This window comes from Hymenobacter algoricola (assembly GCF_039539525.1).
Taxonomy (GTDB): domain Bacteria; phylum Bacteroidota; class Bacteroidia; order Cytophagales; family Hymenobacteraceae; genus Hymenobacter; species Hymenobacter algoricola.
Map to the genome: position 1 here is coordinate 1 of NZ_BAABDH010000014.1, position 26,648 is coordinate 26,648.

The 26,648-nt window shown below is 64.4% G+C and carries 26 protein-coding genes; 15 read left to right on the forward strand and 11 right to left on the reverse strand.

What is annotated here, in order from left to right; genetic code table 11:
- A partial coding sequence (locus tag ABD842_RS03320) for a helix-turn-helix domain-containing protein (RefSeq protein WP_345110035.1) occupies nucleotides 1-468 on the reverse strand: 468 nt, incomplete at its 3' end.
- A gap of 360 nt (nucleotides 469-828) precedes the next feature.
- On the opposite strand from ABD842_RS03320, the gene ABD842_RS03325 reads away from it, so the two are divergent.
- The 4 genes from ABD842_RS03325 (at nucleotide 829) to ABD842_RS03340 (ending at nucleotide 5,882) form a co-directional block, all read left to right on the forward strand.
- On the forward strand, nucleotides 829-1,527 hold the full coding sequence (locus ABD842_RS03325; protein WP_345110038.1) for a recombinase family protein: 699 nt from the start codon (nucleotides 829-831) through the stop codon (nucleotides 1,525-1,527).
- 303 nt (nucleotides 1,528-1,830) lie between these two features.
- Nucleotides 1,831-2,958, forward strand: coding sequence for an AMP-binding protein (locus tag ABD842_RS03330; protein ID WP_345110041.1), 1,128 nt, complete (start codon nucleotides 1,831-1,833; stop codon nucleotides 2,956-2,958).
- Between the two features lie 270 nt (nucleotides 2,959-3,228).
- A complete protein-coding gene (locus ABD842_RS03335; RefSeq protein ID WP_345110043.1) occupies nucleotides 3,229-5,397 on the forward strand; it encodes a dipeptidyl-peptidase 3 family protein in 2,169 nt (722 codons plus the stop codon).
- 95 nt (nucleotides 5,398-5,492) lie between these two features.
- On the forward strand, nucleotides 5,493-5,882 hold the full coding sequence (locus ABD842_RS03340) for a hypothetical protein (protein WP_345110046.1): 390 nt from the start codon (nucleotides 5,493-5,495) through the stop codon (nucleotides 5,880-5,882).
- A gap of 109 nt (nucleotides 5,883-5,991) precedes the next feature.
- On the opposite strand, the gene ABD842_RS03345 is transcribed toward ABD842_RS03340, so the two are convergent.
- Nucleotides 5,992-6,504, reverse strand: coding sequence for a GNAT family N-acetyltransferase (locus tag ABD842_RS03345; protein ID WP_345110049.1), 513 nt, complete (start codon nucleotides 6,502-6,504; stop codon nucleotides 5,992-5,994).
- A 56-nt stretch (nucleotides 6,505-6,560) separates the two neighbouring features.
- Nucleotides 6,561-7,247, reverse strand: coding sequence for a hypothetical protein (locus ABD842_RS03350; protein WP_345110052.1), 687 nt, complete (start codon nucleotides 7,245-7,247; stop codon nucleotides 6,561-6,563).
- Nucleotides 7,248-7,476: 229 nt separating this feature from the next.
- Between ABD842_RS03350 and ABD842_RS03355 the strand changes: the two genes are divergently transcribed.
- From ABD842_RS03355 to ABD842_RS03375, 5 genes are all read left to right on the forward strand, one after another.
- Nucleotides 7,477-7,929 (forward strand): ABA4-like family protein, encoded by a 453-nt coding sequence (locus tag ABD842_RS03355; RefSeq protein WP_345110055.1) that lies wholly within the window; start codon nucleotides 7,477-7,479, stop codon nucleotides 7,927-7,929.
- Between the two features lie 33 nt (nucleotides 7,930-7,962).
- A complete protein-coding gene (locus ABD842_RS03360; RefSeq protein WP_345110058.1) occupies nucleotides 7,963-8,835 on the forward strand; it encodes a hypothetical protein in 873 nt (290 codons plus the stop codon).
- A 29-nt stretch (nucleotides 8,836-8,864) separates the two neighbouring features.
- The gene (locus ABD842_RS03365) at nucleotides 8,865-9,428 is read left to right on the forward strand and encodes a DUF2867 domain-containing protein (protein WP_345110061.1); all 564 of its coding nucleotides are present in this window, start codon (nucleotides 8,865-8,867) and stop codon (nucleotides 9,426-9,428) included.
- 68 nt (nucleotides 9,429-9,496) lie between these two features.
- Nucleotides 9,497-10,525: a sensor histidine kinase gene (locus tag ABD842_RS03370; RefSeq protein ID WP_345110063.1), complete on the forward strand. Its 1,029-nt coding sequence runs from the start codon at nucleotides 9,497-9,499 to the stop codon at nucleotides 10,523-10,525.
- Between the two features lie 119 nt (nucleotides 10,526-10,644).
- Nucleotides 10,645-11,403, forward strand: a complete 759-nt coding sequence (locus ABD842_RS03375; protein ID WP_345110066.1) for a LytR/AlgR family response regulator transcription factor — start codon at nucleotides 10,645-10,647, stop codon at nucleotides 11,401-11,403.
- 143 nt (nucleotides 11,404-11,546) lie between these two features.
- Here the strand turns inward: ABD842_RS03375 and ABD842_RS03380 are convergent, their stop codons facing one another.
- The 7 genes from ABD842_RS03380 to ABD842_RS03410 all read right to left on the reverse strand — a co-directional run bounded on the left by ABD842_RS03380 (nucleotide 11,547) and on the right by ABD842_RS03410 (nucleotide 19,330).
- Nucleotides 11,547-12,326: a LytR/AlgR family response regulator transcription factor gene (locus ABD842_RS03380; protein WP_345110069.1), complete on the reverse strand. Its 780-nt coding sequence runs from the start codon at nucleotides 12,324-12,326 to the stop codon at nucleotides 11,547-11,549.
- Nucleotides 12,327-12,578: 252 nt separating this feature from the next.
- Nucleotides 12,579-13,046, reverse strand: a complete 468-nt coding sequence (locus ABD842_RS03385) for a hypothetical protein (RefSeq protein WP_345110072.1) — start codon at nucleotides 13,044-13,046, stop codon at nucleotides 12,579-12,581.
- Nucleotides 13,047-13,185: 139 nt separating this feature from the next.
- Nucleotides 13,186-14,289 carry a sensor histidine kinase gene (locus ABD842_RS03390; protein WP_345110075.1) on the reverse strand — a complete coding sequence of 368 codons (1,104 nt, stop codon included), beginning with the start codon at nucleotides 14,287-14,289 and terminating at the stop codon, nucleotides 13,186-13,188.
- Between the two features lie 122 nt (nucleotides 14,290-14,411).
- Nucleotides 14,412-15,161: a hypothetical protein gene (locus tag ABD842_RS03395; RefSeq protein WP_345110077.1), complete on the reverse strand. Its 750-nt coding sequence runs from the start codon at nucleotides 15,159-15,161 to the stop codon at nucleotides 14,412-14,414.
- Nucleotides 15,162-15,285: 124 nt separating this feature from the next.
- The gene (locus ABD842_RS03400; protein WP_345110079.1) at nucleotides 15,286-17,529 is read right to left on the reverse strand and encodes a TonB-dependent receptor; all 2,244 of its coding nucleotides are present in this window, start codon (nucleotides 17,527-17,529) and stop codon (nucleotides 15,286-15,288) included.
- Between the two features lie 544 nt (nucleotides 17,530-18,073).
- Entirely contained in the window at nucleotides 18,074-18,487 is a 414-nt protein-coding gene (locus ABD842_RS03405; protein ID WP_345110082.1) for a hypothetical protein, read from the reverse strand.
- A gap of 357 nt (nucleotides 18,488-18,844) precedes the next feature.
- Nucleotides 18,845-19,330, reverse strand: coding sequence for a hypothetical protein (locus ABD842_RS03410; protein WP_345110084.1), 486 nt, complete (start codon nucleotides 19,328-19,330; stop codon nucleotides 18,845-18,847).
- A 207-nt stretch (nucleotides 19,331-19,537) separates the two neighbouring features.
- Between ABD842_RS03410 and ABD842_RS03415 the strand changes: the two genes are divergently transcribed.
- The gene (locus ABD842_RS03415; RefSeq protein WP_345110086.1) at nucleotides 19,538-20,536 is read left to right on the forward strand and encodes a S41 family peptidase; all 999 of its coding nucleotides are present in this window, start codon (nucleotides 19,538-19,540) and stop codon (nucleotides 20,534-20,536) included.
- A gap of 30 nt (nucleotides 20,537-20,566) precedes the next feature.
- Here ABD842_RS03415 and ABD842_RS03420 read toward each other — a convergent pair whose 3' ends face one another.
- Complete coding sequence (locus tag ABD842_RS03420; RefSeq protein WP_345110089.1) at nucleotides 20,567-21,196, reverse strand: RNA polymerase sigma factor; 630 nt, start codon at nucleotides 21,194-21,196, stop codon at nucleotides 20,567-20,569.
- 454 nt (nucleotides 21,197-21,650) lie between these two features.
- Between ABD842_RS03420 and ABD842_RS03425 the strand changes: the two genes are divergently transcribed.
- The 5 genes from ABD842_RS03425 to ABD842_RS03445 all read left to right on the forward strand — a co-directional run bounded on the left by ABD842_RS03425 (nucleotide 21,651) and on the right by ABD842_RS03445 (nucleotide 26,548).
- Nucleotides 21,651-22,745: a sensor histidine kinase gene (locus tag ABD842_RS03425; RefSeq protein WP_345110091.1), complete on the forward strand. Its 1,095-nt coding sequence runs from the start codon at nucleotides 21,651-21,653 to the stop codon at nucleotides 22,743-22,745.
- Nucleotides 22,742-23,485, forward strand: a complete 744-nt coding sequence (locus tag ABD842_RS03430) for a LytR/AlgR family response regulator transcription factor (protein WP_345110094.1) — start codon at nucleotides 22,742-22,744, stop codon at nucleotides 23,483-23,485. The genes ABD842_RS03425 and ABD842_RS03430 overlap by 4 nt, the downstream gene beginning before the upstream one ends.
- Before the next feature lie 129 nt (nucleotides 23,486-23,614).
- Nucleotides 23,615-24,811, forward strand: coding sequence for a glycosyltransferase (locus ABD842_RS03435; RefSeq protein WP_345110097.1), 1,197 nt, complete (start codon nucleotides 23,615-23,617; stop codon nucleotides 24,809-24,811).
- A gap of 389 nt (nucleotides 24,812-25,200) precedes the next feature.
- On the forward strand, nucleotides 25,201-25,689 hold the full coding sequence (locus ABD842_RS03440) for a hypothetical protein (protein WP_345110100.1): 489 nt from the start codon (nucleotides 25,201-25,203) through the stop codon (nucleotides 25,687-25,689).
- 406 nt (nucleotides 25,690-26,095) lie between these two features.
- Nucleotides 26,096-26,548, forward strand: a complete 453-nt coding sequence (locus ABD842_RS03445) for a GNAT family N-acetyltransferase (protein WP_345110102.1) — start codon at nucleotides 26,096-26,098, stop codon at nucleotides 26,546-26,548.
- Nucleotides 26,549-26,648: the final 100 nt, after the last annotated feature.

The following is a 26,648-nucleotide window of genomic DNA, read 5'->3' on the forward strand; positions in this document are numbered from 1 at the left end:
CCGCCCCCAGGCACCAGTGCTGCTGGCGGTGGGGCTGCAATTCGTTTTTTTGAGCACCTGCGCCACTGTTTCGTGGGAAATGGTTTCCACCAGCGCCAGTTCCACGGCTTTGTCCGCCAGCAAACGCAGGGTCCAGCGGCTGTGCCCCACCGGGGCCGGGGTGCAGGCCAGCGCCGTCACGGCGGCCCGCTGGGGGCCATCAAAACGCCGCGGGCCGCCGCTACGCGGGGCTTCGCTCAGCGCGGCTTGCCAGCCGCCTTCGTCGTAGCGGCGGCGTAGCTGGCTCACCGTCTGTCGGCTGAGGCCAACGGCTTGGCCGGCCGCCTGCTGGCCGATACCGGTGGCCAGCGCCAGCAGGGCCTGGGCGCGGCGCACCGCCCGTACCGGCCGGCGACCCGTGCGCGTAAAATTTTCGAGGGCGGCTTGGTCAGCAGCCGGCAGGATGAAGGGAGTGATTGGTCGGGCCATCTATCCCCAACGCTAACCCGCTTGTTTTGTTAACTAATTCCCCTGACTAAGCACTAGCAAGTAGCGGATTAGTGGAATTAGAAAGGTAGTATCTTGCAGGCTCTGACTAGTCGGGGTCCTCTCAGAAAACGGAAAAAATAGCACGTTAGGGAATACGGGAGTCTGACGAGAGTATATGACAAAACCCACTGGTTCCTCAGAAGCAGTGCTCCCCCGCATTTCATTCATCTAACGCCTTCATTCCGCCAGCTTGACAGGCTCCCCCACGCTTCTCATGCTGTAGTTACAAGTTAAGAACGGTCGTTTTTAACACGTAACGGCGTAGTTTCGACCCTGTTTTTCGGCTGTTGACCATTCGGCATGGACTATATTCTTTACTTACGGGCCTCCACCCTTCGGCAAGGGCAAAGCGGCCTGGGCCTGGAAGGGCAACGCCTGATTGCGCACCGGTTCATGCAATCCGGTGACCGAATCGTGGCTGAGTACATCGAGGTGGAGAGTGGCCGGAAGAACAATCGGCCGGAAATGGCGAAGGCTATTGCGGAGACGAAGGCGGTAGGTGCCACCCTACTCGTGGCCGAGATGTCGCGTCTGGCGCGCAGCGTATATTTCACCTCGAAGCTGATGGAGGAGCGGGTGCGCTTCAAGGCCTGCGATATTCCCAACGCCGACGAGTTCACCATTAACATCTTGGCGGCCGTCGCGCAGAAGGGCGCTAAGGATATTTCCGACGCAACGAAACGGGGGCTCTCAGCCAAGAAAGCACGCGGCTTTACCCTCGGCAAGCCCGAGAACTTTACGGCGGCCTCGCGGGCGCTGGGCCGAGCGGTGGTGCAGCGCAATGCGCAGGAGGCAGTGCCGAATAAACAGGCCCGTCGGTTGGCCACCTTGCTACGGCGCGACGGGCTGACACTGGCCGCCATCGCGGCAGAACTCAATGCCCACGGCTACCGCACGCGCCGGGGCAAGGAGTTTCACAAAACCACCGTGCTACGCCTGCTATTCCACGGAGCCGTCTCAGCCGTCTCTGTAGAACTGGATAAGGCAGTGGAACAATAGAATCGCGGCAGGCTATTAGGCTTCGCGAATCAACCGGTACAGCTGCTCGCGATAGGTGTCGCTCACGGGAATTTCCTTGTCTTGGAGGTAAAAGACTTGTTCCTAAATAGCCTCTTTCTTTTTAGTCAGATGCCAATTCCAGATTCCACAAGCTACGGCCATGATTCGGTCGTTAAAAGAGGCGGATTTGTTGCGNCGCGGAAATATTTGTTAGCTGCCATTAGTCGTTGCGGCGGTTTTGCCGTCTGGTATGGTTGTCAGCCCAAACTAGAAACCCCGCGTTTCCCGCTTTACTTTGCGCGTATGCCCACTGCCTCCCCGCTCCTGCCCGACTCTTTGCTGCTCAACGGCCGCGAATTCCGCTACGACGACATCAAGCGCTACCCCGCCGACAGCCCCGTGGACCTGAACGGCTACGAAGCCCGGGTGCTGGACTTCTGCCGGCAGTGGCTGAACGGCGCCCAGGAATTCGGGCTTCGCACCTCCGGCTCCACCGGCAAGCCCCAGCTCGTAACCATGCGCCGCCGGCAGCTGGCCGCCTCCGCCCGCCGCACCGGCGACTACTTCGGCCTGGGCCCCGGCGACCGGATGCTGGTGTGCCTGAACTGCGAGTTTGTGGGCGGGCTGATGATGCTGGTGCGCGGGCTGGAGCTGAACCTGCACCTGACCATCGTGGAGCCCCACGCCGACCCGCTGGCGCTGCTGCCCGTCACGGCCCGGTTCGACTTCGCCTCTTTTGTGCCCCTGCAACTGCGCGAGGTGCTGGCCCACCACTACGCGTCCCGGCTGAACCAGATGAAGGCCGTTCTGGTGGGCGGGGCCACGGTGGAAAGCAGCCTGGAAAAGGAAGTTCAAAAGCTTAAGGTGCCGGTCTACCTCACCTATGGCATGACGGAAACCGCCTCCCACATTGCCCTGCGCCGCCTGAACGGCCCCGCCGCAACGCCCTTCTACCAGGTGCTGCCCGGCATCCACATCGACCAGGATGCCCGCGGCTGCCTCACCGTGCGCGCCGACGTAACCGACGACCGGCTGGTAACCACCAACGACCGGGTGCGCCTAGTAGACAGCCACGAGTTTGAGTGGCTGGGCCGCGCCGACTTCGTGATAAACTCCGGGGGCGTGAAGGTGCAGGCCGAAAAGGTGGAGCAGGTGCTGGAAGTGGCCCTGGCCGAGCTGGGCCTGCCCCACCGCGCCTTCGTGGCCGGCCGCCCCGATGCCCGTCTGGGCGAGCAGGTGACGGCCTTTTTGGAGGGTGCGCCCCTGCCCGAAACCCAGGCCAAGAAGCTGCTGGCCCTGCTGGGCGAGCGGCTGGAGCGCTACGAGCGGCCCCGGGAGCTGCTCTACGTGCCCCAGTTTCGCACCACGGCCTCCGGCAAGCTCGACCGGCTGAGCACCGTGCGCAGCATCACGCCGACCCCGCCCAGCTAAGCGCCGCCTGTCATCCTGAGCCTGCGAAGGACCTTCCTCCGATAAGCAGCAACCCTTTTTAGCTGAGCAAAGCCTTTTCCGCCCGATATGGGCAGGACTTTGCGCGTTGAGATGAGGGTGGCAGTGTTGAAAGAGGAAGGTCCTTCACTCCGCTACGCTGCATTCAGGATGACAGACGATTGAGGACCTCGAACTTCTGGTTCGGCCGGTTCTCAACTATGTGAAAAAAGCCTTTGCTTTGTACAACTTTCCCATTCTGCCTTTTTTTCAATGAAGCGTAACACAATTTCGGCGGCGGCCTGGCTGCTGGCCGCTCAGTTTGCGGGCGGCTGCGCCACTACCACGGGTACCACCACGGCTCCGGAGCAGGCCATTTCTGCCGCTACCACCGCAGCGGTTTCCGCCATCACGCCCGGCGCCCCGGCCCCGGCCGTGGCCACTGCGGCCGCCGACCAGGGCTTCCAGATCGTCACCGAGCAGGTGGCCGACCTGCGGCTGCTGCGCTACCAGGTCCCGGGCTTCGAGGCCCTGGACCCGCGCCAGAAGGAGCTGCTCTACTACCTGTACGAAGCGGCGCTGAGTGGGCGCGAAATCACCTACGACCAGAACTACAAGCACAACCTGCGCGTGCGCCGCGCCCTGGAAGCCGTGTGGGCCGCCAACCAGGAGCGGATTACCAACACCTCGAACACGGGCAACGTGGACCAGGCCAACAAGCTCAACATCTACACCAAGCGGGTGTGGTTCAGCAACGGCATTCACCACCACTACTCCACCAAGAAGTTTGTGCCCGAGTGCACGCCCCAGTACTTTGCCGAGCTGGTGAAAAGCGTGGATGCCAGCACCCTGCCGCTGGAGAAGGGCGAAACCGTGGACCAGTTCCTGACGGCCATCACCCCCATCATCTTCGACCCCAAGGTGGCGCCCAAGCGCGTCAACCAGGAGGCCGGCCAGGACCTGCTGACGACCTCGGCCACCAACTTCTACGAGAACGTGACGCAGAAGGAAGCCGAAGCCTACTACGCCAAGAAAATCGACAAGAAGAGCAAGACCCCGGTATCCTACGGCCTCAACTCCAAGCTGGTCAAGGACAAGCAGGGCCGCGTGTTTGAGCTGCCCTGGAAAGTGGGCGGCATGTATGGCCAGGCGCTGACGCAGGTAATCTACTGGCTGGGCAAGGCCGTGGACGTGGCCGATACGCCCGAGCAGAAGCTGGCCCTGCAGCGCCTGATCAGCTACTACCGCACCGGCGACTTGAAAACCTGGGACGACTACAACATTGCCTGGGTGCGCGACACGAAGTCCCGCACCGACGTGGTCAACGGCTTTATCGAGGTGTACGCTGACCCGCTGGGCTACCGTGCTACCTACGAGTCGGTGGTGTCGTTCAAGGACCTGGAGGCCAGCAAGCGGATTCAGGCCATCGGCGACGAAGCCCAGTGGTTTGAGGACAACTCCCCGATTCTGCCCCAGCACAAGAAGAAAAACGTGGTCGGCATCACGGCCAAGGTGATTACCGTGGTAGTGGAAAGCGGCGACGCGGCCCCGGCCACGCCCATCGGCATCAACCTGCCCAACGCCAACTGGATCCGCAAGGAGCACGGCTCCAAGTCGGTGCAGCTGGGCAACATCGTGGAAGCCTACGGCCTGGCCGACGCCGGCGGCTCGCTCGATGAGTTTGCCTACTCGGCGGAGGAGAAAGCCCGCGCCCGCCAGTACGCCGGCCTGGCCGGCAAGCTCCACACCGACATGCACGAGGTCATCGGCCACGCCTCGGGGCAGATCAACGCCAACGTGGGCACGCCCAAGGAAACCCTGAAAAGCTACGCCTCCGCCATCGAGGAAGGCCGCGCCGACCTGGTGGCGCTGTACTTCCTGATGGACGAGAAGCTGGTGCAGCTGGGCGTGGTACCGAGCCTGGAAGTGGGCAAGGCCGAGTACGACAACTACATCCGCAACGGCCTGATGAGCCAGCTCACCCGCCTGTCGCTGGGCGAAACCGTGGAGGAAGCCCACATGCGCAACCGGCAGATGGTGGCCAAATGGGCGTTTGAGAAAGGTAAAAAGGACAACGTCATCGAGAAAGTAACCCGCGACGGCAAGACCTATTTCCGCGTCAACGACTACCAGAAGCTGCGCGGCCTGTTTGGGCAGCTGCTGCGCGAGCTGCAGCGCCTGACCAGTGAAGGCGACTACGCGGCGGCCAAGAACCTGATTGAAACCTACGGCGTGAAAGTAGACCCGGTGCTGCACAAGGAAGTGCTGGAACGCTACGCCAAGCTCAACATCGCGCCCTACCAGGGCTTCATTCAGCCGCGCCTGGTGCCGGTGGAAGCCGGGGGCAAAATCGTGGACGTGAAGGTGGAATACCCCACCGACTTTGCCCAGCAGATGCTGGACTACAGCCGCAAGTACCAGTTTCTGCCGAACTACAACTAAGCGGTTTCCTTCCAGAACGTCATGCTGAGCTTGCCGAAGCATGACACGCTTTTCCGGGTTTCTATTCCTTCTGACCAACTCTAAGCCGGCTCCCCATGAAACATCTGCTACTCTCCGCCCTGACCTTTCTGCTGCTGCTTGCGGGTACTACTGTCGCGCAGGCCCAGACCACCAACGTCAACGCGGCGCGCTACGAGTACTGCGAGCTGCTGAAGACGGACTTCCTCAACGAGCCGACCAAGACCAAGGGCAGCGACATTTTCGTCGACTTCGGCTTCGGCTTCGAGAAGCTCGGCGACAGTGACTTTGCCAAGCGCGAAGTAGGGAAGATGGAAGTGTTTTCGACTCCGCTGAGCACGCTCAACTACATGGGCAAGCTGGGCTGGGACGTGGTGCAGGTGTACTCGCTGCCCAACGGCCAGCGCAACCAGCAGTCGACCCACATTCTGCTGCGCCGCCTGACCACGGCCTCCGGCCCCAAGTAAGCCAACCGCTCCCCTGCGAAAAAGCCGGCTCTCCCCGTGGGAGCCGGCTTTTGTGTTGGTTGGCCGAAGTGAAACCGGTAGTCTGGCGCCCCCCGGCCAAGCACCGCCGCTAGGCGTGCCAGGCCATTGGAATATCGGCTTCGAACTGCCCGGGGCCCGTGCAAACGCGGCCCAGCAGCCGGCCTTCCCGCTCAAAACCCAGTTTCTCGTAGAGCGCAATGGCGCGTTGGTTGCTTTCGCGCACCAGCAGCTCAACCCGCTGAACGTGCGGCAGCCGCTGGCGCACAGCAGTTAGCAGGGCCGTAAAAAGCTGATAGCCGAGCTTCTGCCCCTGGTGCCGGGGGTGAATGGCCAGGGTCAGCTCGCCCAGTACGTGGGCAAAAATGCGCAGCCCACTGCCGTAAGCGTGAATTTCGCCGGCCAGTCCTGCGCCCTCGGGCTGCTCCACCACCAGGACTACCCCGTCGGCCAGGCTGCGCGTGAGAAACGCCTGCACGTAGTCGGCGGTGATTTCGGCGGAGCTTCGGGCCAGCCCCCCACCCTGCTCCGCCACCGTGCGGTAGAGCGTTTCAATGGCGGCAGCATCCGCCAGCGTGGCGGCACGAATGGTGTAATCGGGCATGAAAGTCAGCGGAATACGAAGTGATGAGACGCCGGAACCCGACCTCGGCAGACAGGCTAATTGTCGGCGCGCAGGCCGTGCTGGCTGAAGAGGCGGCGCTTGAAGCGCAGGGTTTTGTACAGGTCGCCGAGGGAGATTTTGGCGCGCCCGTAAAACACCGGGCCGTTCAGCTCCTGCTGGAGCAGCTCACTGACGAAAATCGGCTGCCGCCAGCCCAGGCCGGTACCCAGCGAAAACCAGCGGAATAGCCGCATGTGTCCGGCCACGCTGGGCTCCGCCAGCCAGATTACCTGCTTGGGAGAGCGAAGCACCGGGCCGGCGGGCACGAAGTAGCGGGTGTAGGACTTGCCCACGCCGAGCTGCAGCTGGGTGTTGAGCTCCCAGCGGCGGGTGCGCAGCAGCACGTATTCGCCGTAGCCGGCCACGTAGCGGAAGCGCAGCTCGGTGCGGGTGGCGGGGGGCAGCTCGATGGGCAGCGGCTGGCGCGTGGGAATCGGGCTGCTGAGGAAGTACACGCCCAGGCCCGTCCGAATGCGGCCGCGCCATTCCACGCCCAGCTTCAGGCCCAGCAGCGTGACGAAGTTGCGGTTGAGAATGGAGTTGCGCACGTCGAGCTGAAACACTGGCCGCCGGTGCAGCTGGGCCGAGTCGGTGGCGTAGTCGGGACGCTGGGCGGCGGCCGGCAGCGCCAGCAGCAAAGCCCCCACAGCACCCAGTAGTTTCTTTCTGACAACCTGATTCACGCTCCAAAGGTACGGCCTGCGGCCAGAGTTGTTGACACCTTGCGGCCAGCGGCTCCTTCGCCCGGCTGTTTTGGCCGGCAGCGCGGCTCCCGCTTCATAGGCAACCGCCGACTCACCCCGGTGGTTTGGGCGCTTCACCCGGGCACGGGGCGGCTTCACCGGTTTCGGACTGTTTTCGTGGGCGGGCCCGGCTTAGCTTTGACCCGTTGTTCCTGCTATTGCGCCGTCCATGCTCACGCCCGACTTGTTGTTTTCCCTGGCCAACCCCGTGGCAATGCTGGGCTGGCTTCTGCTGGTGCTGGCCCCGCGCTGGCGCTTCACCCAGCGGCTCGTACACTCCGGGGCCTTGCCGCTGGTGCTGGCCGCGGCGTATGCCCTGCTTATTGGCCGCCATTACCTGGGCCCCCACGCCGGTACCGGCGGCTTCAGGTCCCTGACCGGCGTGGGGGCGCTGTTTCAGGACCCCTGGGCGCTGCTGGCCGGCTGGGTGCACTACCTCTGCTTCGATCTGGCGGTGGGCGCCTGGCTGGCCCGCGACGCCCGCCGGCGCGGCGTGCCCCACGGACTGCTGGTGCCCTGTCTGCTGCTCACGTTCATGCTCGGCCCGGTGGGCCTGCTGCTCTACAGTGCGCTGCGGCGCGCCTACCCGCTAACGCCAACTGCCGCCGTTGGCGTCGCCTGACGTTACTGTTCCTGGCCTTTTAACTTCCTGCTGATGAAAACGCTGACATTATCTACCTCTGCTTCCGGCAGCGCTATGGAGCAGGCCGCGGACTCCGGCTACGGGCTGAGGCACTTTCTGCGGGTGCTGCACCGCGCCAGCCCGGTGCTGTCCTGGGCGGGCTGGCTCAACGTGCCCCTTATTGCCCTGGCCCTGCTCCTGCTGCCGTTCGACGACCGGGTGGTAACGGGCCTGAACGTGTGGTTTAAGCCCCTCAAATTCGCGCTGTCCACCCTGCTCTACGTCTGGACCCTGGGCTGGCTGCTGGCCGATCTGCCGGCGGCGGCCCAACGCGCCACGCGCATCATCAGCTGGGGCGTGGCCGTGAGCATGACGGTCGAAGTGCTGCTTATTTTCCTGCAGGCGGCCCGGGGCACCACTTCGCACTTCAACGTGACCTCCGCCCTCGATGGCGCCCTGTTCGGGGTGATGGGACTCTTCATTTCGCTCAATACCGTGCTGCTGGTCTGGGTGCTTTACCTCTCGCTGCGGCATCGGCCGTTTGGCCCGGCGGCTTACGTGTGGGGAATGCGCCTGGGGCTGCTGTTGTTTCTGGTGGGCAGCGCCGTGGGCGGCACCATGATCCGCCAGATGGGCCATACCGTTGGCGCGGCCGACGGCGGGCCGGGCCTGCCGGGCCTGGGCTGGAGCACCCGCACCGGCGACCTGCGGGCGGCCCACTTCCTGGGGTTGCACGCCCTGCAGCTGCTCCCGCTGGCCGGGTGGCTGCTGGGCCGGTATTTCCCCCAAGTGAAAGTACGCCGTCAGCTGCTCGGGCTGCTGGCCTTCACGCTGCTGTACGTCGGGGCCGTGGCGTGGCTGTACTGGCACGCCCTGCAGGGGCTGCCGCTCTGGCCGGCAAGCTGATTTCAGGTCTTACTATTTCTCCTTTATCCATGAGTTCACCTCCCGTTACCGCCGTCGGCATCCCCGCTACCAGTCAGATTGCCGCAGGGTTTTCGTCGGTTGACTATGCCGATGCCTACCAGCTGCCGCTGATGGCGCATCACCCGGAGGCTGCGCCGGCAGTGGCGCAGCTGCTCTTCGGGCAGGGTCCCGGCTGGGTGCGGCACCTGCTGCGGCTGCGCGACTGGCTGGTACGCCCGCTGGGCCTCACAACCTTCCCCGCCACTCCCCTCTCCCCCGACCAGCCCCTGGTGCCGGGTGGTCGGCTGGGGCTGTTTCAGGTGTTCAGCGTCGCGGACCAGGAAGTGGTGCTGGGGCTGAACGACCGGCACCTGGATTTCCGCGTGTCGGTGTGGGTGCCGCCGACGACGCCCCGCCGGGCGGTGGTAACGACAGTCGTCCATTTTCACAACCGGGTAGGGCGCTTATATTTCGCCGTCATCCGCCCGTTTCATCACCTGGTGGTAAAGGCGCTGTTGCGCCACGCGCTGCGCAAACCGGCGGCCGGGCAGTTCACTAACAAACCGGAAGCCGGGACCTTCCGCCCCCGGTAAGGCGGCCACTTTCCTGTTCCTGCCCTGGTCACTTCCCTGTCTTTGCTTCACGGCCCTTCTTTTACCCTATGAACGACCGCCGCCTGCTGTTGCTGGGAGTGCCGCTGCTGGCCGGGCTCATCAGCCTGCTGACCGTAGACGAGCTGCCGCAGCTGCTGAATCCGGAAATCCTGGTGGTGAACCTGGCTATTTCGCTGCTGTTTACCACCGTGCTGTGGCTGGGTACCCGCACCATCTGGTTTGCGCTGCTGCGGTATTATCCCCGGGTAGAGCAGACCCGGCGGCGACTCTGGCTGCTGGCCGGAAGCTGCCTGCTGTACACGGCGGCGGCTACGGCCCTGCTCATGGCCGCGCTGCACCTGCTCATCCCGCCCTACTTTCCGCTGAAGCCCCCGACGCTGATCCGGCAGATTTCCTTCAACCTGATTCCGGCGGTGCTGGTGCTGCTGCTCTACGAAAGCATCCGGTTTTTTGAGCAGTGGGAGCACAACGTGCGCCGCGCCGAGCAGCTCACCCAGGCAGGCGTGCAGAGCCAGCTCGAAGCCCTGCAAAACCAGCTCGACCCGCACTTTCTCTTCAACAGCCTCAACACCCTGGCCGCCCTCATCGACGACGCCAACGCCCCGGCCCAGCAGTTTGTGGAGCAGCTGGCCGACGTGTACCGCTACGTGCTGCTGGCCCGCGAAAAACCCACCGTGCCGCTGGCCGAGGAGCTGGCCTTCGTGGATACTTACGTGGCCCTGCAGAAAACCCGGTTTCGCGACAACCTGCGGGTAACCCAGCACATTCCGGCCGCGCTGCTGACCCGGCAGGTGGCTCCGCTGAGCGTGCAGCTGCTGGTCGAAAACGCGCTGAAGCACAACGTGGTGAGCCGGGAGCATCCGCTGGAAGTATCCATCACGGCCGCGGCGGCTACGGGCTACCTACAGGTGCAGAACTCCTTCCGCCCCCGGCAGGCGGGCCTGGGCCCCAGCACCGGCCTGGGCCTGCAGAACACGGTGCACCGCTACGCGCTGCTACAGGCGCCGCAGCCGGTGCGCATCGAGCCGGCCGAGGCTACCTTCACCGTGTACCTGCCCTTGCTGCCCGCCCCCTGACGCCGGCTTTTCCGTAGCTTGAGCCGGCTGTTCACGCCGACGCAGCGGGCCGCTTGGGCTGGACGCGGGTCCGGGGCGGCGCCGGCCAGCGGCCACCAGATTTGCTTTTGAATTCAGTTATGACGGTTCTGCTGCTCGAAGATGAGTACCCCGCCGCCGAGCGGCTCCAGCGCCTGCTGCTGCAGGCGGCCCCCACCGCCCGCGTGGCCGCCGTGCTCGACAGCGTCGCCGGGGCCGTGGCGTGGCTCAGTGAGAACCCCGCGCCCGACCTGATCATCTCCGACATTCAGCTGGCCGATGGCCTGAGCCTCGACGTGTTCGACCAGCTGATCGTGCGCAGCCCGGTTATCTTCGCTACGGCCTACGACGCCTACGCGCTGCGCGCTTTCAAAGCCAACAGCATCGATTACCTGCTCAAGCCCATCAAGCTGGCGGAGCTGCAGGCGGCCCTGGTCAAGCTCCACGACCTGCGCACGCCCACCGCGCCGGCCCGGCAGCTCGAAGTCCTGCGCGACGCGCTGCCCCGGCCCGAGCGGCAGTACAAAACCCGCTTTCTGGTGCGCACCGGCGAACAGCTGCTGCCGTTGCCCATCAGCGCCGTAGCCTGGTTCCAGAGCCGCCACGAGGTTACGACGCTGGTCACCACCGACGGCCGCCGCCACGTGGTGGAGTACACCCTGGAGCAGCTCGAAAAGCTGCTGGAGCCCCAGCATTTCTTCCGCCTCAACCGCCAGCTTATCACCCACCTGCAGGCCGTGCAGCGCCTGCACCCCCACTTCAACGGCAAGCTCAAGCTCGACCTCTCCCCCGCCCCCGCCGACGAAGTGCTGGTCAGCAAGGAAAAAGCCGGCGCGTTTAAGCAATGGCTGGAAGGGTGAGGGGTAAAATGGTGCATTTTCGTTCTGTCATCCTGAGCAGCGCAAAGGACCGTATCAGGGTTGAGCGACACTCGTGAAAACGACTCGTTTCTATTAGATAAAGTCCTTCACAGGCTCAGGATGACAGGGCCTTTCCCACAAAATCACCTTTCGAGCCACGCCCGGAAGGCGGGGACCCGCTCACGGCTGACCAGCACGTCGCCCTCGGGGCTGGCGGGCAGCAGCACGGTTTTCAGGCGGCTGTTGGTGTAGTGAATAATGTCGTGGATGGAATCCTGGTGCACGAAGTAGGCGCGGTTGAGGCGGAAGAACTGGCGCGGGTCGAGCAGCTTTTCCAGCTGCTCCAGCGTCTGGTCGATGACGAAGCGGCGGTTTTCGCGGGTTTGCAGGAAGGTGGCTTTTTCCAGGCTGAAGAAGTAGCTGATGTTTTCCACCGGAATCACCTTCAGGTGCTCCCCCACTTTCACCACGAACTGCTTTTTGTACTGCCCCGACGGCTGCAGCTGCTGCAACACCTGCGCGAGCAGGGCCGGATCGAAGGCCGGGGTGGGCGGGGCGGCCGTACCGCGCAGCGCCCGCAGCTTGTGCAGCGCCGCCTGCAACTCTTCCTCATCAATGGGCTTGAGCAGGTAGTCGATGCTGTTGACTTTGAAGGCCCGCAGCGCGTAGGCGTCGTAGGCCGTGGTGAAGATGACGGGGCAGCGCACGTCGGCCTTTTCAAACAGCTCGAAGCTCAGCCCATCCGACAAGTGGATATCCAGAAACAGCACGTCGGGCGGCACAGGGGCCGTTTGCAGCAGCACCACGGCGGCTTCCACCGAGTCGGCAGTGCCGCGCACTTCCACCGGCGGGCTTTGGCGGCGCAGCAGGTCGGTGAGGCGGCGGGCGGCCAGCGGCTCATCTTCAATAACGAAGGCAGTCATCCTTTTTCAATGTGGAAAAGTGGGACTCAGGTGACAAATGTGGAAAATATGCGGATGAGCCAAGCACTAATTTGAGGAATATACTGTGTTGAAGTTCACGAAACGCCTACCTGATTGGGTTCCGTGTACCTTGATTTGGTAAACCAGTTCCTTGAACTCTGGCCGTCCGGCAGCGTCCTCGTGGAGACATGGTGACGAGCAGTGGTCAGGGGTTCAGGAAAACGAGGGTTCGCAGCGGCGTTACCCAAAAAATTAGCGTTTGTATAGCGTCAGACTTGGTATCGTCAACCCCTCCCCTACGGCCACTTCTTTGCCGTTGTAGCGTAAGGTGTAGCGCTCGAACTCGGCAAAGCCGCACTCATTCTTACGGAGCCGGAACGCTAGGGCGAAGGTGTCTTGGTCGGTGGGGTTGAGGTAGAGATAATATTCCCGTTGCAGGTCAGTGCCGTAGGGTAATCGGTCGCTTTCCCGTTCCAGCGGTGAAAATGACACCAGTCCATCGCCGCGTACAGGACCAGGAAACACTACTTGGCGTGTGGCGTCGTAGACTTTAACGGCATCGGGGGAGTAAATGCCCGTGCGTACATCGAGCAAGTTCTTGGAGGTATGCGCATCGAGCAACTCGAAGTTAATGCCGGCTGAATAATAAACCTTGTTGAAGTCCGGGTTGCATTTTTCGCTGCTGCCTAGTAGACTACAACCGGTGAGTAATAAGCTCACAAGAGACCATCTGTACATAGCATGCCTTGATTAAAAATTTGATCCAAAAGTTATATGGGCTGCAACACAGTCGCGGTGGTGAGCCCGTTCAAATAACGGTAATTATACGTAGCCTATCAACCAATTCGTAGCACATTTATCACACTACACTCAGCACGGGCAGCGTCACCACGAATTCGGCCGCCGTGCGGGCCACCTGCACGGGCTCGGCGGTAAGGTGGGCGTAGCGGGCCGTCAGGTTGGGCAGCCCGATACCCATGGACTCGTCGGGGCCCAGGCGGCGCAGGCGCAGCGTGTTGCGCACCTGCAGGGTTTTGGCGGCGGCATCCAGCTCGATGCGCAGGTACAGGGGCTGGCTCACGCTGGCGGCATTGTGCTTGAGGGCGTTTTCCAGCAGCAGCTGCAAACTCAACGGCGGCACGACGAAGTGAGCGGGAATCTCCCGGGATTCGGGCAGCTCAAAGCGCAGGGCTTCGCCGTAGCGGATGTGTTGCAGAAACAGGTAGGACCGGGCAAACTCCAGCTCGTCGGCCAGGGGCACCACTTCGCGCTGGCGGGCATCGAGCACGTAGCGGTACACCTGGGACAGCTGCCGGATGAAGCGCACGGCCAGCTTGGGCTCCTCCTCCACCAGCGAGGTCAGCGCGTTCAGGGCGTTGAACATGAAATGCGGGTCGAGCTGCTGGCGCAGCGACGCGGTTTCGGCCAAAGCCATTTCCTTCTGCAGCCGCTCGTTGCGCACCAGGGCCTCGCGCCAGCCCAGCAAAAACGAGCGGCTGTGCATAAACAGCGAGCAGATGACCGTGATGACCAGCGGAAACACGTAGCCGTCGATGTACTGGGCCGAAAACAGCCGCGCCGGACTCTGCTGCCGGTACAGAATGTAGCCCAGCCGCACCAGCATAATAACCACCAGCGAGCCGACCAGCGACACCACCAGCGTGAGCACCATGCGCTTGGCGGGCGCCTGCTTCCAGCCCACGTACCGGTCGAGCCAGTCGAGCGAGTAGCCGTTGGCCAGCCACAGCCCGACGGTGTAAACTGTGGTCAGCACGAAGTTCAGCAGCAGCTCCTGCGGGTTGTCGAGGCAGCGCAGGCAGGTAAGCAGGCTGATGGCCGCCGAAACGGTCAGCAGCAGCAGCAGCAGCCGCAGCCAGGGGCGCGGGGCGCGCAAGGGCGGCATCGTCGGAGCATGTTCGGGCATAAAGCAGGCCGCAGCGCGGAGGGCAGGCAACGTAGGCATGGCAAGATAAGGGCTAATTCAGGACTCGGGCCGGGCACCCCGACCCCGGCAAACCCGCGCGGGACCGGGTCCCGCCTACCCCGCGGCCCGGCCCCGCGGGGCACTCCCGGGAGCCGGACCGGCTACTTCGCCGCCTGGGCGGGCGCGGCGGCCGGCTGCTCGTAGCTTTTCAGGCGGCCCAGCACCTGCCGCTCGCCCCAGTTGGGGGCCAGCGCACTAGCGGGGCGAAAGGCGGCAAACCGGGTTTTGCCTTCCTCGAACACGGCTTTGGCCACGTCGGGGCCGCCGCCGAACATCTTGGGCGTGAAGAACAGGTTGTTGCCCTGCACGAGGTAAACGCGCGGGTTGGCCGGATTCAGGGCTTTGGCCTGCGCCAGCGTCTCCATTACCAAGCGTGAGTACTTGCCCGAGCGGGTCATGGGCGCAATACCCAGCCGCGCCTGATACAAATAGGCCTGCAGCACCAGCAGCTCCGACTCGTCGCCGCCCAGCGTGCGGGCCTGGGTTAGCGCGGCCTCGGCCTGGTCAAGGTATTTGTCCTTGGTGTCGCCGTCCTCTTTGCTCACGAAGCTGATGATGGTGTGACCATAGGCCTGGTAGTAGCGGGGCAGCCAGTCGGTGGGCACGGCGGCGGCGGCGCGCTCCAGCTTCGCCACGCTTTCCTTGAGCGGGGCCGGGTCGCCGGTGCTCATCAGCTCGGTGATGGTGGCGGCCAGCATATCGGCGTAGCCGGCGGGGGTTGGGGCGGCGGCAGCAGCGGGGGTTGGAGCAGCGGCGACGGTGGGGGCGGCGGCGACGGCAGCGGGCTTCGTTTGGGCCGAAGCGGTGACGGAAGCGGCAGCCAGGGCGAGGAGAAGCAGCGTTTTTTTCATGACAGTAAGAAAAAGAAAGGATGAAGAAAGGATGAAGAAGGAGAGGATGGCTCAAAGGTGGCCGGTAGCCGGGCCACCCGAAACTTTATGTTGCCGAAGCGTCGGATCAGGGGGATGAAGTGCCTTACTCCGGGGCCGTGGTCGTGTCGGCCGGGCGCTTTTTGTTGATGGAAATCAGCAGGGCCACGAACACCATGCGGGGCGCCGAGGGCAGCACGGCCACGCCGGGAAACTGCCCGCTGGCGTCGCGGACGGGGCCGTAGCGGTAGCCGAACACGTTCTGGCGACCCAGCACGTTGGTGCAGCTCACGTGCACGATGGTGAAGTTTTTGCGCAGCGTGGTCACGTAGCTGGCGTTCAGGCTCAGGTCCTGGAAGCTGGGCAGGCGGCCGGCGTTGTAGCCGGTAAGGTCGTTGGGGTTGTAGTAGGCCCGGGGGCTGTTGTAGGTGTAGGTGGCCCCCACCAGGGTGTGCATTTTGCCCACCCAGTACTTGCCCACCACGCTCAGGTTGTGGCGGGCGGCGAAGGTGGGCACGGCCAGCACCGGGTCCTGGCGCTGCTGCCGCCGGGTGTCGAGCAAGCCGTAGCTAATCCAGTAGTCGCCGTTTTTGATGGTCTTCTTGTCGCGCCACAGCACGTCCACGCCCCGGGCGTAGCCGGTGCCGGCGCTGCGGTAGCTGGCCGGGTCGTAGGGCGTGAGGGCGGAGGAGGGCTGGCCCGGCTCGTAGCGCACCAGGCTGGCGTAGGCTTTGGTGTAGGCCTCCACCCGCAGCGTGCGGTCCTGGTAGGTGCGCAGGTAGGTGAGCTGCAGGTGCCGGGCCCGCTCGAAGCGCAGCGCCTGGGGTGCCCGGGCGCGGAGCAGCAGGTCGTTGGCGGGCGTCTCGTAAAAGTAGCCCCAGGCCCCCGACAGCTGCGCTTTCTCGTTCAGCTGGTAGGCCACGGCCACCCGGGGCGCGGCGTTCCAGCGGTGCAGCACCGCCGAATACTCGCCCCGCCCGCCGACCCGGCCCACCAGCTTGTTGCTGAGCGTGAAGTTGACCTCGGCAAAGCCCGCGGCCCGCCCCTCGTCGAACTGAAACAGCGTGTCGCGCTGAGCCTGGTAGCGCTGCTGGTCGCGCTGCGCCAGCCCTTCCACGCCCACTTTCAGGTTCCAGTAGGCACTGGCCGAGTCGTTGGTGAGCACCAGCCGCCCTACCAGCGACTGTTCCAGCTCGCGGGCCACCTGCTGGTGTTCCTCCCCCGTGCCGGCATCCCGGGTCGTAAAGCGCTGGCTTTGCTGGTCGCGGGTGGCGGCCAGGCCGGTCTGCACCGACCAGCCCCGGCGCAGCGGGCCGCGAAACGTGGTATTCACGTAGCTGTTGCCCGATTCTACCCCGGCGGGCCGGCCGGCGGGCCACTCGGCATCGGGCAGGCGTACGCCCAGGGTTTGCCGGGTGAATTGGCCGTACAGCTTCAGCATGCCCATCTCGCCGGTTTTCTGGCGCAGCGCCACCGAGCCGCCGCCCGACTCAAAGGCGGTGAGCAGGTGCTGGGGCACGAGCCCGAAGTAGGGCCGCATGTTCAGGTAGTCGCCCGTCACGGCCACCGACGACCGCTCGGCGCGGTGCTGGTGCGAGAGGCTCAGCCCGCCCAGCGAGAGCAGCGAGATGCCGGTCTGGGTTTCCGGGGCCAGGTCCTCGGTGTTGAGCACCACCACCGCCGACAGCGCCTGCCCGTACTCGGCCGAGTAGCCGCCGGTGCTGAAGGCCATGCCCTTGAAGAGCATGGGCGAGAAGCGGCCCCGCGCCGGCACCCCCGAAAGGCTGGCGTTGTAGGGGCTTTGCAGCAGCAGCCCGTCGAGGTACTGCTTGGTTTCGCCGGCGGCCCCACCGCGCACAAACAGCCGGCCCTCTTCCCCGTTGCGGGTGGTGCCGGGCATGGTGTTGAAGGCCCCGGCCACGTCGGCGCTGGCCCCGGCCGTCGTCACCACGTCGCGGGCCGAGAAGACGGTGCTGCGCCGGGTGTCGCCGGCCTCGAAGGTGCCCGAGGTGATGACCACGTCGCCGAGCTGGTTGCGCACTTCCTTCAGGACGAAGGCCAGGGTTTTGGCCGTGCCATCGAGTACCACGGACTGCTCCTGGGGCAGATAGCCGAGCGTGGTAACGACCAGCGGCAGGGTGCCCGTGGCGCGGGTGCGGAAGCGGAAGCGGCCCAGCGAGTCGGTGCTGGCCCCGTCGAAGGTGGATTTGAGAAACACGTTGACGCCCGGCAGGGCACGGCCGGCGGCGTCGCGGACGGTGCCGCTGAGGGTGGTGGCGGGGGCTTGGGCGGCCAGGGGCCGCGCGGCGGTCAGCAGCAGCAGCAGCAGGGACAGGAGCAGGCGTTTCATCGGGTCAGCAGCGAAGTGATGCCCAAAGGTGAAGCGCGGCGGCGGCGGCCGAAACTAAAGGTTGCCGAAGCGTCGGATCAGGGGGATGAAGCGTAGAGGCCGATGCCTACCGCAGTTTGCCGAACGGGGTAGAGACGCATATTCGCGTCTCAATCGTTGCACGAGACGTCCGCGCCGCGCAACCGGTGTCGTTCAGCCAGAAGACGCGAATACGCTTCTCTACACGTTCGACAAGCCCCTCCTACTGACGCGAGTTTAGCAGCAGTGGTGCCACGACTTGGAGTCGTGGCACCACTGCTTGCCCCCCTCACTGGCGCGAGTTTAGCGTAGCGTAACTCGTGACCAACCATAGCGTGGAGGTTGTACCTCCACTGCCGCAACGCGGCAAACCCAGCCCCGCGCCGACTGAAGAAATCTGGGCGGCGCACCCGTTCTGGCGGGGGAGGCGCAGCCTCCCGGCAAGGTGGGGCACGAGTTACGCTACGCTAAACTCGCGCCAGTAGGGCGCCAGTAGGGCAGGGTCGGATCGGAGCAGGATGCGGGCTTACTCAGCCCACTTTCTAATTTGCAGGGTCAGGGCTCTTGCCGGCCGCTGGTCATGCTCCCACATCCAAGGCTTGGGAGTTTCTGTGGACTCACTCATATTAGACTGCGCATATTTGTCTCCCTCGTACCAGACTGCCACGACCAGCTTGCCGGTCCGCAATTCCTGAATGCAGTTAGCAGCGGCGGCGGCGGCTTCGGGCGTATCATTCTGAAAGCCTCCAAAATGGCAGTGGTATTCGGCAAAACCCACAGTCAGGCGGTCCTCTTCTTCGGAGGAAACCCACAAATTCCAGCCGGATGGGGCAAGCTGCTCGATTTGAAACTCCTCCCCTTCGATGCGTACCAATGACACCAGGTCCGGGAGCTGCTTCAGAAGGACGGCCAGACTTTGGGAAGAATAGGTAGAAAGCATAAGGCAAGGCAGATAATACCTCCCGAGCTTACCCGGTTTACTTCTGCACCCTACTCAAGTACCTTCCGAACCTACTGGAGTATGTTCCAGAACATCCCGGGTACCTTCGGAACCCACTGCTGTACCTTCCGAACCTACTGGAATATGTTCCGTACCAGCCCAGGTCTCCTCCAAACTCACCCGAGTACCTTCCGAACCTACCTGAGGACCTTCCGGAGCTACCCCAGTATCCTCCGGACCCACTCGGGTACCTTTGGAGGACACCTCAGCAGGTTCTGAGCCTTCCCGACTAGCCCCGAAACACACCGGCCCCGACTGAACAGCATCAGGCGGGGCCGGTGGTCTTCGCAGGGCTGCCTACGCGCCGGTAGTGGGCTTGGCGGGAGCCTTGCGCTGGCCCTGGCTGGCAAAGCGCACCTTGAGCTTCTCCACCGCCGCCTGGGCGCCGGGTACGTTGCTTTTGGCGGCGCTCTGGATGTTGCGGTACACCACTAGGGCATCGGTGTAGGCCTCGCCGCCGGTCTGCATCTGGGTGCTTTCCACGTCGGTGGTCAGCTGCTGGAGCGGACGCAGGATGTTGTCGAGGTCGGTGGTGGCCTGCACGTCTTCCTTCAGGGCGGCGAAGTCGACGAAGGCGGGCACGAAGGCCGGGCTCGTGGTGCCGTAGTCCTGGATGTCTTCCATAAAGCCCAGCGACCTGTCGCCCATCTTGACGATGCCCTGGCGCTGTTCCGGAGTGAGCGGGTGCAGGTAGGGCGTCAGCTCCTGGCGGATGAGGGTGAGGGCGTCGGCCACTTTCTGCTTCACGGCAGCGGGCAGCACGACGGAAATGCGGTTACTCATAAGAAATGGGGGTTAGAAAGTGAGAAATGGTAAGCGCACTTACCCCCGGCAGGCGTGTACATACAGGGATATCAATAGGATAATCGGAGCGTGGGGAAAGATGCGTAATTCCGGCCACTTCGCCAGGGTGACGGGGCTGGTTTCTGAACCCGCCGGCCCCGGGCGGCTGTTTACCCGGTTCCACCCCCGGCCTTTGTATTTTTGCCTATGCTCCGCCCCCTGCTGCGCCTCGCCGGCCTGCTTCTGCTGCCCCTGCTGCTCACCCTGCTGCTCACCCTGCGGCCCACCGCGGCCCCGGCCCAGACCTTCGCCCCGGCCGCCGACCAGTACTTCACCGACGCGCTGGCCCTGCTGCGCGAAAATGCCGTCGGCCGCCGGCAGGTCGACTGGCCAAAGCTGGAGCAGCAGCTGCGGGCCCGGGCCTTTCAAGTAGCCACCATTCCCGAAACCTACCCCCTGCTGCGCCTGGCCGTGCAGGCCCTCAACGACCACCACAGCACCTTCGTGCCCCCGGCTGCGCTGACAACCGCCCAGCTGCCGCTGACGGCCCCCACCCGCCGGGCGGCCCCCGATACCGTGGCCGGTCCCGCCGACGTGGGCTACCTGCGGGTGCCCCCGTTCAAGGGCACCGACGCCCAGGCCCGGCAGTACGTGGCCCGGCTCCGCGACCAGCTGCAGCGCCAGGACCAGCCCGGCCTGCGCGGCTGGGTCGTGGATTTGCGCGGCAACCCGGGTGGTAACCTGTGGGTGATGCTGGCCGCCCTCGGGCCGGTAGTGGGCGAAGGCGTGCTGGGCTATTTTGCCCCCGGGAAAGGCCGGTTTGAGGCCTGGGGCTACCGGCAGGGCCGCGCCTTTACCGGCCGCACGCCCTACCCGCTGCTCGCCGAGCCCTACCAGCTCCGGCAGCCCGCCCGGGCCGTGGCCGTCCTCACCGACGGGCGCACGGCCAGCTCCGCCGAGGCGCTGGCCGTGGCACTGCGGGGGCGGCCCGGCACCCGCAGCTTCGGGCAGCCCACGTTCGGTATTCCCAGCGCTACCACCACCTACCCCCTGTCCGACGGCGCCCTGCTCAACCTGACCACCGCCTACTTCGCCGACCGCACCCGCCGCGTGTACGACGCGCCTCTGGTGCCCGACGAGGCGCTGGCTCCCGGCCAAACCCTGAGCCGGGCCGTGGAGTGGGTCCGGGCCCAGGCGCAGCCCTGACTCTAGATTAAAATACTCCCCCGGCCGGCGCTACAGCGCGTGCTGGCTGTTCTTGACCAGCAGCAGCAGGCGCTGGCGGCAGTGGTAAAGCTGGGCCTTCACGGTGGTGACGGCAATGCGGAGCTCCTGGGCAATTTCGTGGTAGCTCAGCTCCTCGAAGTAGCGCAGCGTGACCATCTGGGCGTGCTTGGGCGGCAGCTGGGCCACGGCCTGCCGCATCAGCCCGATGCGCTGGGCCCGGATAATGGCTTCCTGGGGGTTGAGGCCGTGGTCGTGGAAGTCCATTTCGCGCAGCTCCCCGTCGGCATTGAGCAGCAGCGTGCCCATGGGCAGGGTCTGGGGCGAGGTCTTGCGCTTGCGCAGGAAGTTGATGGCCGTGTTGGTGGCAATGCGGTACAGCCAGGTGCTGAAGGCGTACTCGGCGCGGAAGGTGGGCAGGGCGCGGAAGGCCTTGGCGAAGGTTTCCTGGGTCAGGTCGTCGGCGTCGTCGGTGCTGCGGACCATCTTCTGCAGCAAACGAAATACGGCCCGCTGGTGCCGGTGCATCAGCTCGGCGTAGGCCTTCTCATCCCTTTGCTCCACTGCGGCGCGGATCAGCTTGAAATCGTGACGGGTGGCGGGGGAAATTTCCCGGGCAGCTGGCGGCGTGGCGGCGTCCATATGTACAGTCGGCGGTGCACTCAGCCCGGGGGCCGGTTGCGGATGAAACCATGGGTGGCGGCGCGCCCTGAGTACCGGGGCAGGGCTGCGCAGCGCCCAAAGCAACGGCTTTCCTGGCCCAGCCCAACCGATACTAGACCACCCGCCCCGAACTCCCGACAGATACCCCGGATCAATCGGTTGGAATCTGCCGGCGGCCCTGGCCTTCTTCTGGTCCGCCCCTCAGCGGCAGGCCGATACGCCGGCGCAGGAAGTGCCGCCGACTGCGGCCGCGGCCGACTGCGCCAGGGTGGCGGCCCGACCCCGCCCAGCCCGCGGCGGGAGTCAGCCCGCCATCCGACCGATGAAAGCGCGGGGCCGGTCGGGAATATGTCCGGCGCGGTCGGTTACTGCCCGGCGCGCGGCTACCGTACACTATGTTTGCGCGTTGTTTGCGCGTTCCTCTCCCTGGCTTATGTCTCCCTTCTACCTGCGGCGCTACGTCACGCCGCTGATTCACGTGCTGCTCTGGGGCCTGTTCGGACTCACCCTGATTCTGCTCAATCCCCTGCTGGGCCGCATCACGGTGCCCCCGGAGTTCTGGGTCAAGCAGGCGGTGGTGTTCGGGCTCTGGGTGGCGGCCTTCTACCTCACGGCGCGCATCAGCGTGCCCCGGCTGCTGCTGCGCGGGCACGCGGGCCGGTTTGTGCTGGTGCTGCTGGCCACGGCCGCGGTGGTGGTGGCCTTGTCGCAGCTGCTGGAGGTGGTGCTGAACCTGCGGGCCCTGCTGGATCAGGCCTTCGCCGCCAACAAGGGGGCCACCGGCTGGCGCCCCTCACCCCGCTCCCCGGGCGAAGCCTCGTTCCGCTTCGATGTGAAGGGCCTGCTGACCATATTGCTGGTGCTGGGCATCAGCACGGCCGTGTCGGTGGTGCAGAAGTGGCAGCAGGACGACCAGCACCGCCGGGAGCTGGAGCAGCAGAAAATCAGCTCCGAGCTGTCGTTTCTGAAGGCCCAGATCAACCCGCACTTCTTTTTCAACACGCTCAACAACATCTACGCCCTGACGGTGATAGACGGCGAAAAAGCCCGGCAGGCGCTGCATACCCTCTCGCGCATGATGCGCTACGTGCTCTATGAGACGCCCGCCGGCACTACTCCGCTCAGCAAGGAGCTCGACTTCGTGCAGGACTACGTGGCCCTGATGCAGCTGCGCCTGACCGACAAAGTCACCCTCACCTTCGAGCGGCCCGCGCCGGGGCACGACGTGGCCGTGGCGCCCATGCTGCTGCTGCCCTTCGTCGAAAACGCCTTCAAGCACGGCGTCGATGCGGTGCAGCCCAGCTGCATCTACATTGCCGTACGCCAGCCCGAGTCCCACACCGTAGAGCTGGAGGTGAGCAACACCCGCTTCGAAAACCAGGCCGCCAGCCTCGACGAAAGCACGGGCATCGGCCTGACCAACACCCGGCGGCGGCTGGCGCTGCTGTACCCCGGCCGCTTTCAGCTGCTGGTGGCCGACCACCCCCCGACGGCTACTTACCGGGTTCACTTAACGCTGCAGGTATGACTACGCTGAAATGCTTTGCCGTGGACGATGAGCCCCTGGCGCTGGGGCTGCTCTGCCAGTTTATCGAGCAGACGCCGTTTCTGACGCTGGCCGGGCGCTACGCCAGCGCCGTGGAAGCGCTGCAGGGCCTGCACCAGCAGCCCGACATCGACGTGCTGTTTCTCGATATCCAGATGCCCAACCTGAGCGGGCTGGAGCTGGCCCGGGTGCTGGAAAACGGCCAGCCCGGCACCGGCCCCCGCGTTGTCTTCACCACGGCCTTCCACCAGTACGCCCTGGACGGCTACCGCGTCGATGCCCTGGACTACCTGGTGAAGCCCTTCAACTACGAGGAGTTTTTGCGGGCCGCCAGCAAGGCCCGCGCCTACGCCGACCTCACCCAGAGCCCCGCGGTGGCGGCAGCGCCGGCCCCGGCCGAGGAAGAGTTTATCTTCCTCAAGGTCGAGTACCAGCTCGTGCGCGTCGAGCTCAGCGACATTCTCTACGTGGAGGGCCTGAAGGACTACGTGAAGGTGCATTTGCTCGGCACGCCCCGGCCCCTGCTGTCGTTGATGAGCCTCAAGGTCATGGAGGAAAAGCTGCCCGCCCGCCGCTTTCTGCGCATTCACCGCTCCTTCATCGTGGCCCTCGACAAAATCGAGGCCGTCCGCCGCCATACGGTGCACATCGGCGCGGTGGGTATTGCCGTCAGCGACCAGTACAAGGAAGCTTTTCTGCAGTTTCTGAGCCGCTGGTCGTAGCCCGGGCAGGCGCGCCGGGGTTGAAAGGCCGGACCCACCCGCCGCCGCGGCTGGACTACCCGCTATTTTTAGCCGACTTTTGCCGGGCTTCCGCCCCGCCAGGTTCGCTGCCTCCCTTTTTGCTGCCCTATGTCTGCCCCCGTTGTTCCCCACCCGCCGGTGCGCCCGGCCACCACTGCTCCCGCCGAAAACAGGAACCGTCCCCGCCTGGGCGTGCTGTGCTTGTCGGGCAGCCTGGGCGGACTGGAGCTGAACAGCCTGAAGTTTGCGGCCTGGATGCAGCTGCGCGGCTGGGACGTAACGATGCTGGTGCCGCCCGCCACGCCCCTGGCCGAGCTGGCCCGGCAGTGGGTTGTGCCCCTGGAGCTGGTGGTGCCCCGCCGGGGTTTCCGGCTGCCGGCCGCCGCCCGCACTCTGCTGCAGCAGCTGGAGCAACGGCAGATAGATGTGCTGATCGTCACCCAAAACAAGGATCTGGGTCTGGCCACTCTGGTGAAGCTGTTGCGGCGCGGCCACCTGCACCTGATCTATCAGCAGCACATGCAGCTGGGCCTGGCCAAGCGCGACCTGTTTCACACCCTGCGCTTCCGGCTGCTCGACGCCTGGCTGTCGCCTTTGCCGGGACTGGCGCGGCAGGTGCTGGAGAAAACCCGCATGGCGCCCGGCCGGGTGCACGTAGTACCGCTGGGGCTGCCCATCGAGCAGTTTGCGCCCGGAGCCGGCAGTAAGGCGGCGGCCCGCCAGGCCCTGGAGCTGCCCGCCCAGGGCCCGCTGCTGGGCATTCTGGGCCGCCTCGACGATGGCAAGGGCCAGGATTTCGTTATCGAAGCGCTGCACCAGCTGCGCACTACCTCGCCCCACCAGGCCCGGCTGGTGATCATGGGCGAGCCGACCCGCAATGAGGGCGACACCTACCTGCACCGCCTGCGGCAGCTGGTCGCGACGCGGGGCCTGGAGCAGCACGTATTTTTCCGCGGCTTTGAGCCCGACCCCGCCGTATTCTACCACGCCATCGACATTTTCGTGCTGGCCTCCACCAGTGAAACCTACGGCATGGTAACCCTGGAAGCCATGGCCGCCGGCGTGCCGATTGTAGGCTCGGCCACGGGCGGCACCGTGGAGCTGGTGCAGGATGGCGAAACGGGGCTGCTCTACCCCTTGGGCGACGTAGCGGCCTGCGCTCGGCACATCGGCTGGTGTCTGGAGAATCCCGTGGCCACCCGGCAGCGCGTGATCCGGGCGCAGCAGCAGGTGCAGCTTTACTCCAGCCAGGTGCAGTGCGCCCAAACCGAGGCCATCATCTACTCCTTTCCGACCAAGCGTTAGGCCCTGGCCCGTTACCAGTCCCCTGCCAGATCCATTGCGGCCCGACCGCAGCCAACGTCCCACGGGCTTTAGTGAGCCGACCGCCGGACACCAACACGGCCGGGTTGCTCCTTGCGGCCTACCGACGGCCGCTTGCCTGCGTTGGCCAAGGTTAGAGGTAAGGCGCCCGCCCAGCTTCCCAGGCGTTATACCGACCAGGCAGTTAATAGATATCCCATTACCGGTCAGAAACTTACATTATTCACCTGGCAATGTAACTTAGAAAACATGACTAAGCTCAGATGATGCTAATATATGATGTATTTTACAAAAAATATAATGTAAATTATATTCAGTATGATTTAGTTTGTGTAAATTCTGCAAGGAATTCACCTCTAATCACACTTTTTATGGAACACTTCCCCACTTTTCGAGTCGTTGCGGCCTTGGCAATGGGCACGCTGCTTAGTAGCTGCGACAAAGGCAGTATCCCTGCTCCCGACCTAGCCGCTACCGGCACTGGCAATACCATTGCGGCCGCAATAGTGGTATGCCAGATAACCGGCAACGAGTATATCCTCGACTCCAACGGCAATGGGGCCTGGCGGCAGACGGCCCCTCGTAGCGAGCCCAACATGAGCCCTACTCTCACCGGGCTCGGGCGCTACCTGTACATGGACCAGACCAAGTTCATGATGACGCCCTCCGGCAAAATCCTTTCCGTATGGGAGGGCACCGACACTAATCCCTCCACGATTCCCACGTCCAAAAACGTAAAAATCAGCAGTGCCTGGAGCGAGTGCGAAAATGGCTTTGAGTCGAAATGTACCCGGTACACGGACGGCCGGGTAGTGCTGTCGTTGTCCAGTGACCCCGCAGTGCTGCCCCACTCAAACTAGCGGTCGACAGTATCCCTGTTTCTGGATTTCTGGGCCAAGCCGCCCAGCTGAACCTGCCTTCCTCCTACTGCAAACCCATCAGCAACGGCCGTTACCGCCTCCGGACTTGTGAATACCTTCCCCGGGTAAACAAGCCAGGAGCCTGTAGCGGCCGTTGCTTTTTGTTGCTGGTGGCATCCTGCCCAGGGCCTGCTTGTCTCTGCGCCGGGACGCTTACCGGCAACCTGATAAAACCGGCAGAGGCCCCGGGCTTACATCAGGCGGAGCGCAAAACTGGCGACCTCTGCGCCCGGCTGGGCCCGGCTGGCACCTGAGGCGTCTGAGTCCACTCTGCGACTTATTTGGCTGCCGCTAGCCGGAAAACCGCGCTTTGTCGGCCATCTTTGCGCCCTACTCTTTCTGCCCTATGCCGCCGCTTACCTGGACCATCAAGCCCTTTGCCGATCTCACCCTGGCCGAACTCTACGCCTTGCTGCAGCTGCGCTCCGCGGTATTCGTGGTGGAGCAGACCTGCGCGTTTCAGGATATCGACGGGCAGGACCAGGCCGCCTGCCACCTGCTGGGCTACACCGAAACCGGCACGCTGGCCGCCTACGCCCGCCTGTTCGACGCCGGCCTCAGCTACCCGGAAGCCAGCATCGGCCGCGTGGCGGTGAGCCCGGCGTGGCGCCGCTACGGCTTCGGGCGCGCGCTGCTGCACCAGGCTATCGGCGCCCTGGAAACCCGGTTTGGCGCCCAGCCCATCCAGATCGGGGCGCAGCTGTACTTGCAGACGTTCTACGAGAGCTTCGGCTTTCGCCAGCACGGCCCGATGTACCTGGAAGACGACATCAAGCACATTCACATGCTGCGCGCCTAGGTGTATAGTCCCAGCGTGAGGTGGGTCGGGTCCTGGGTAAAGTTAACGGGGTTTTTCTGCCACTGGGCACACACAAATTCATGTGGCGTGAGGCCGCGTA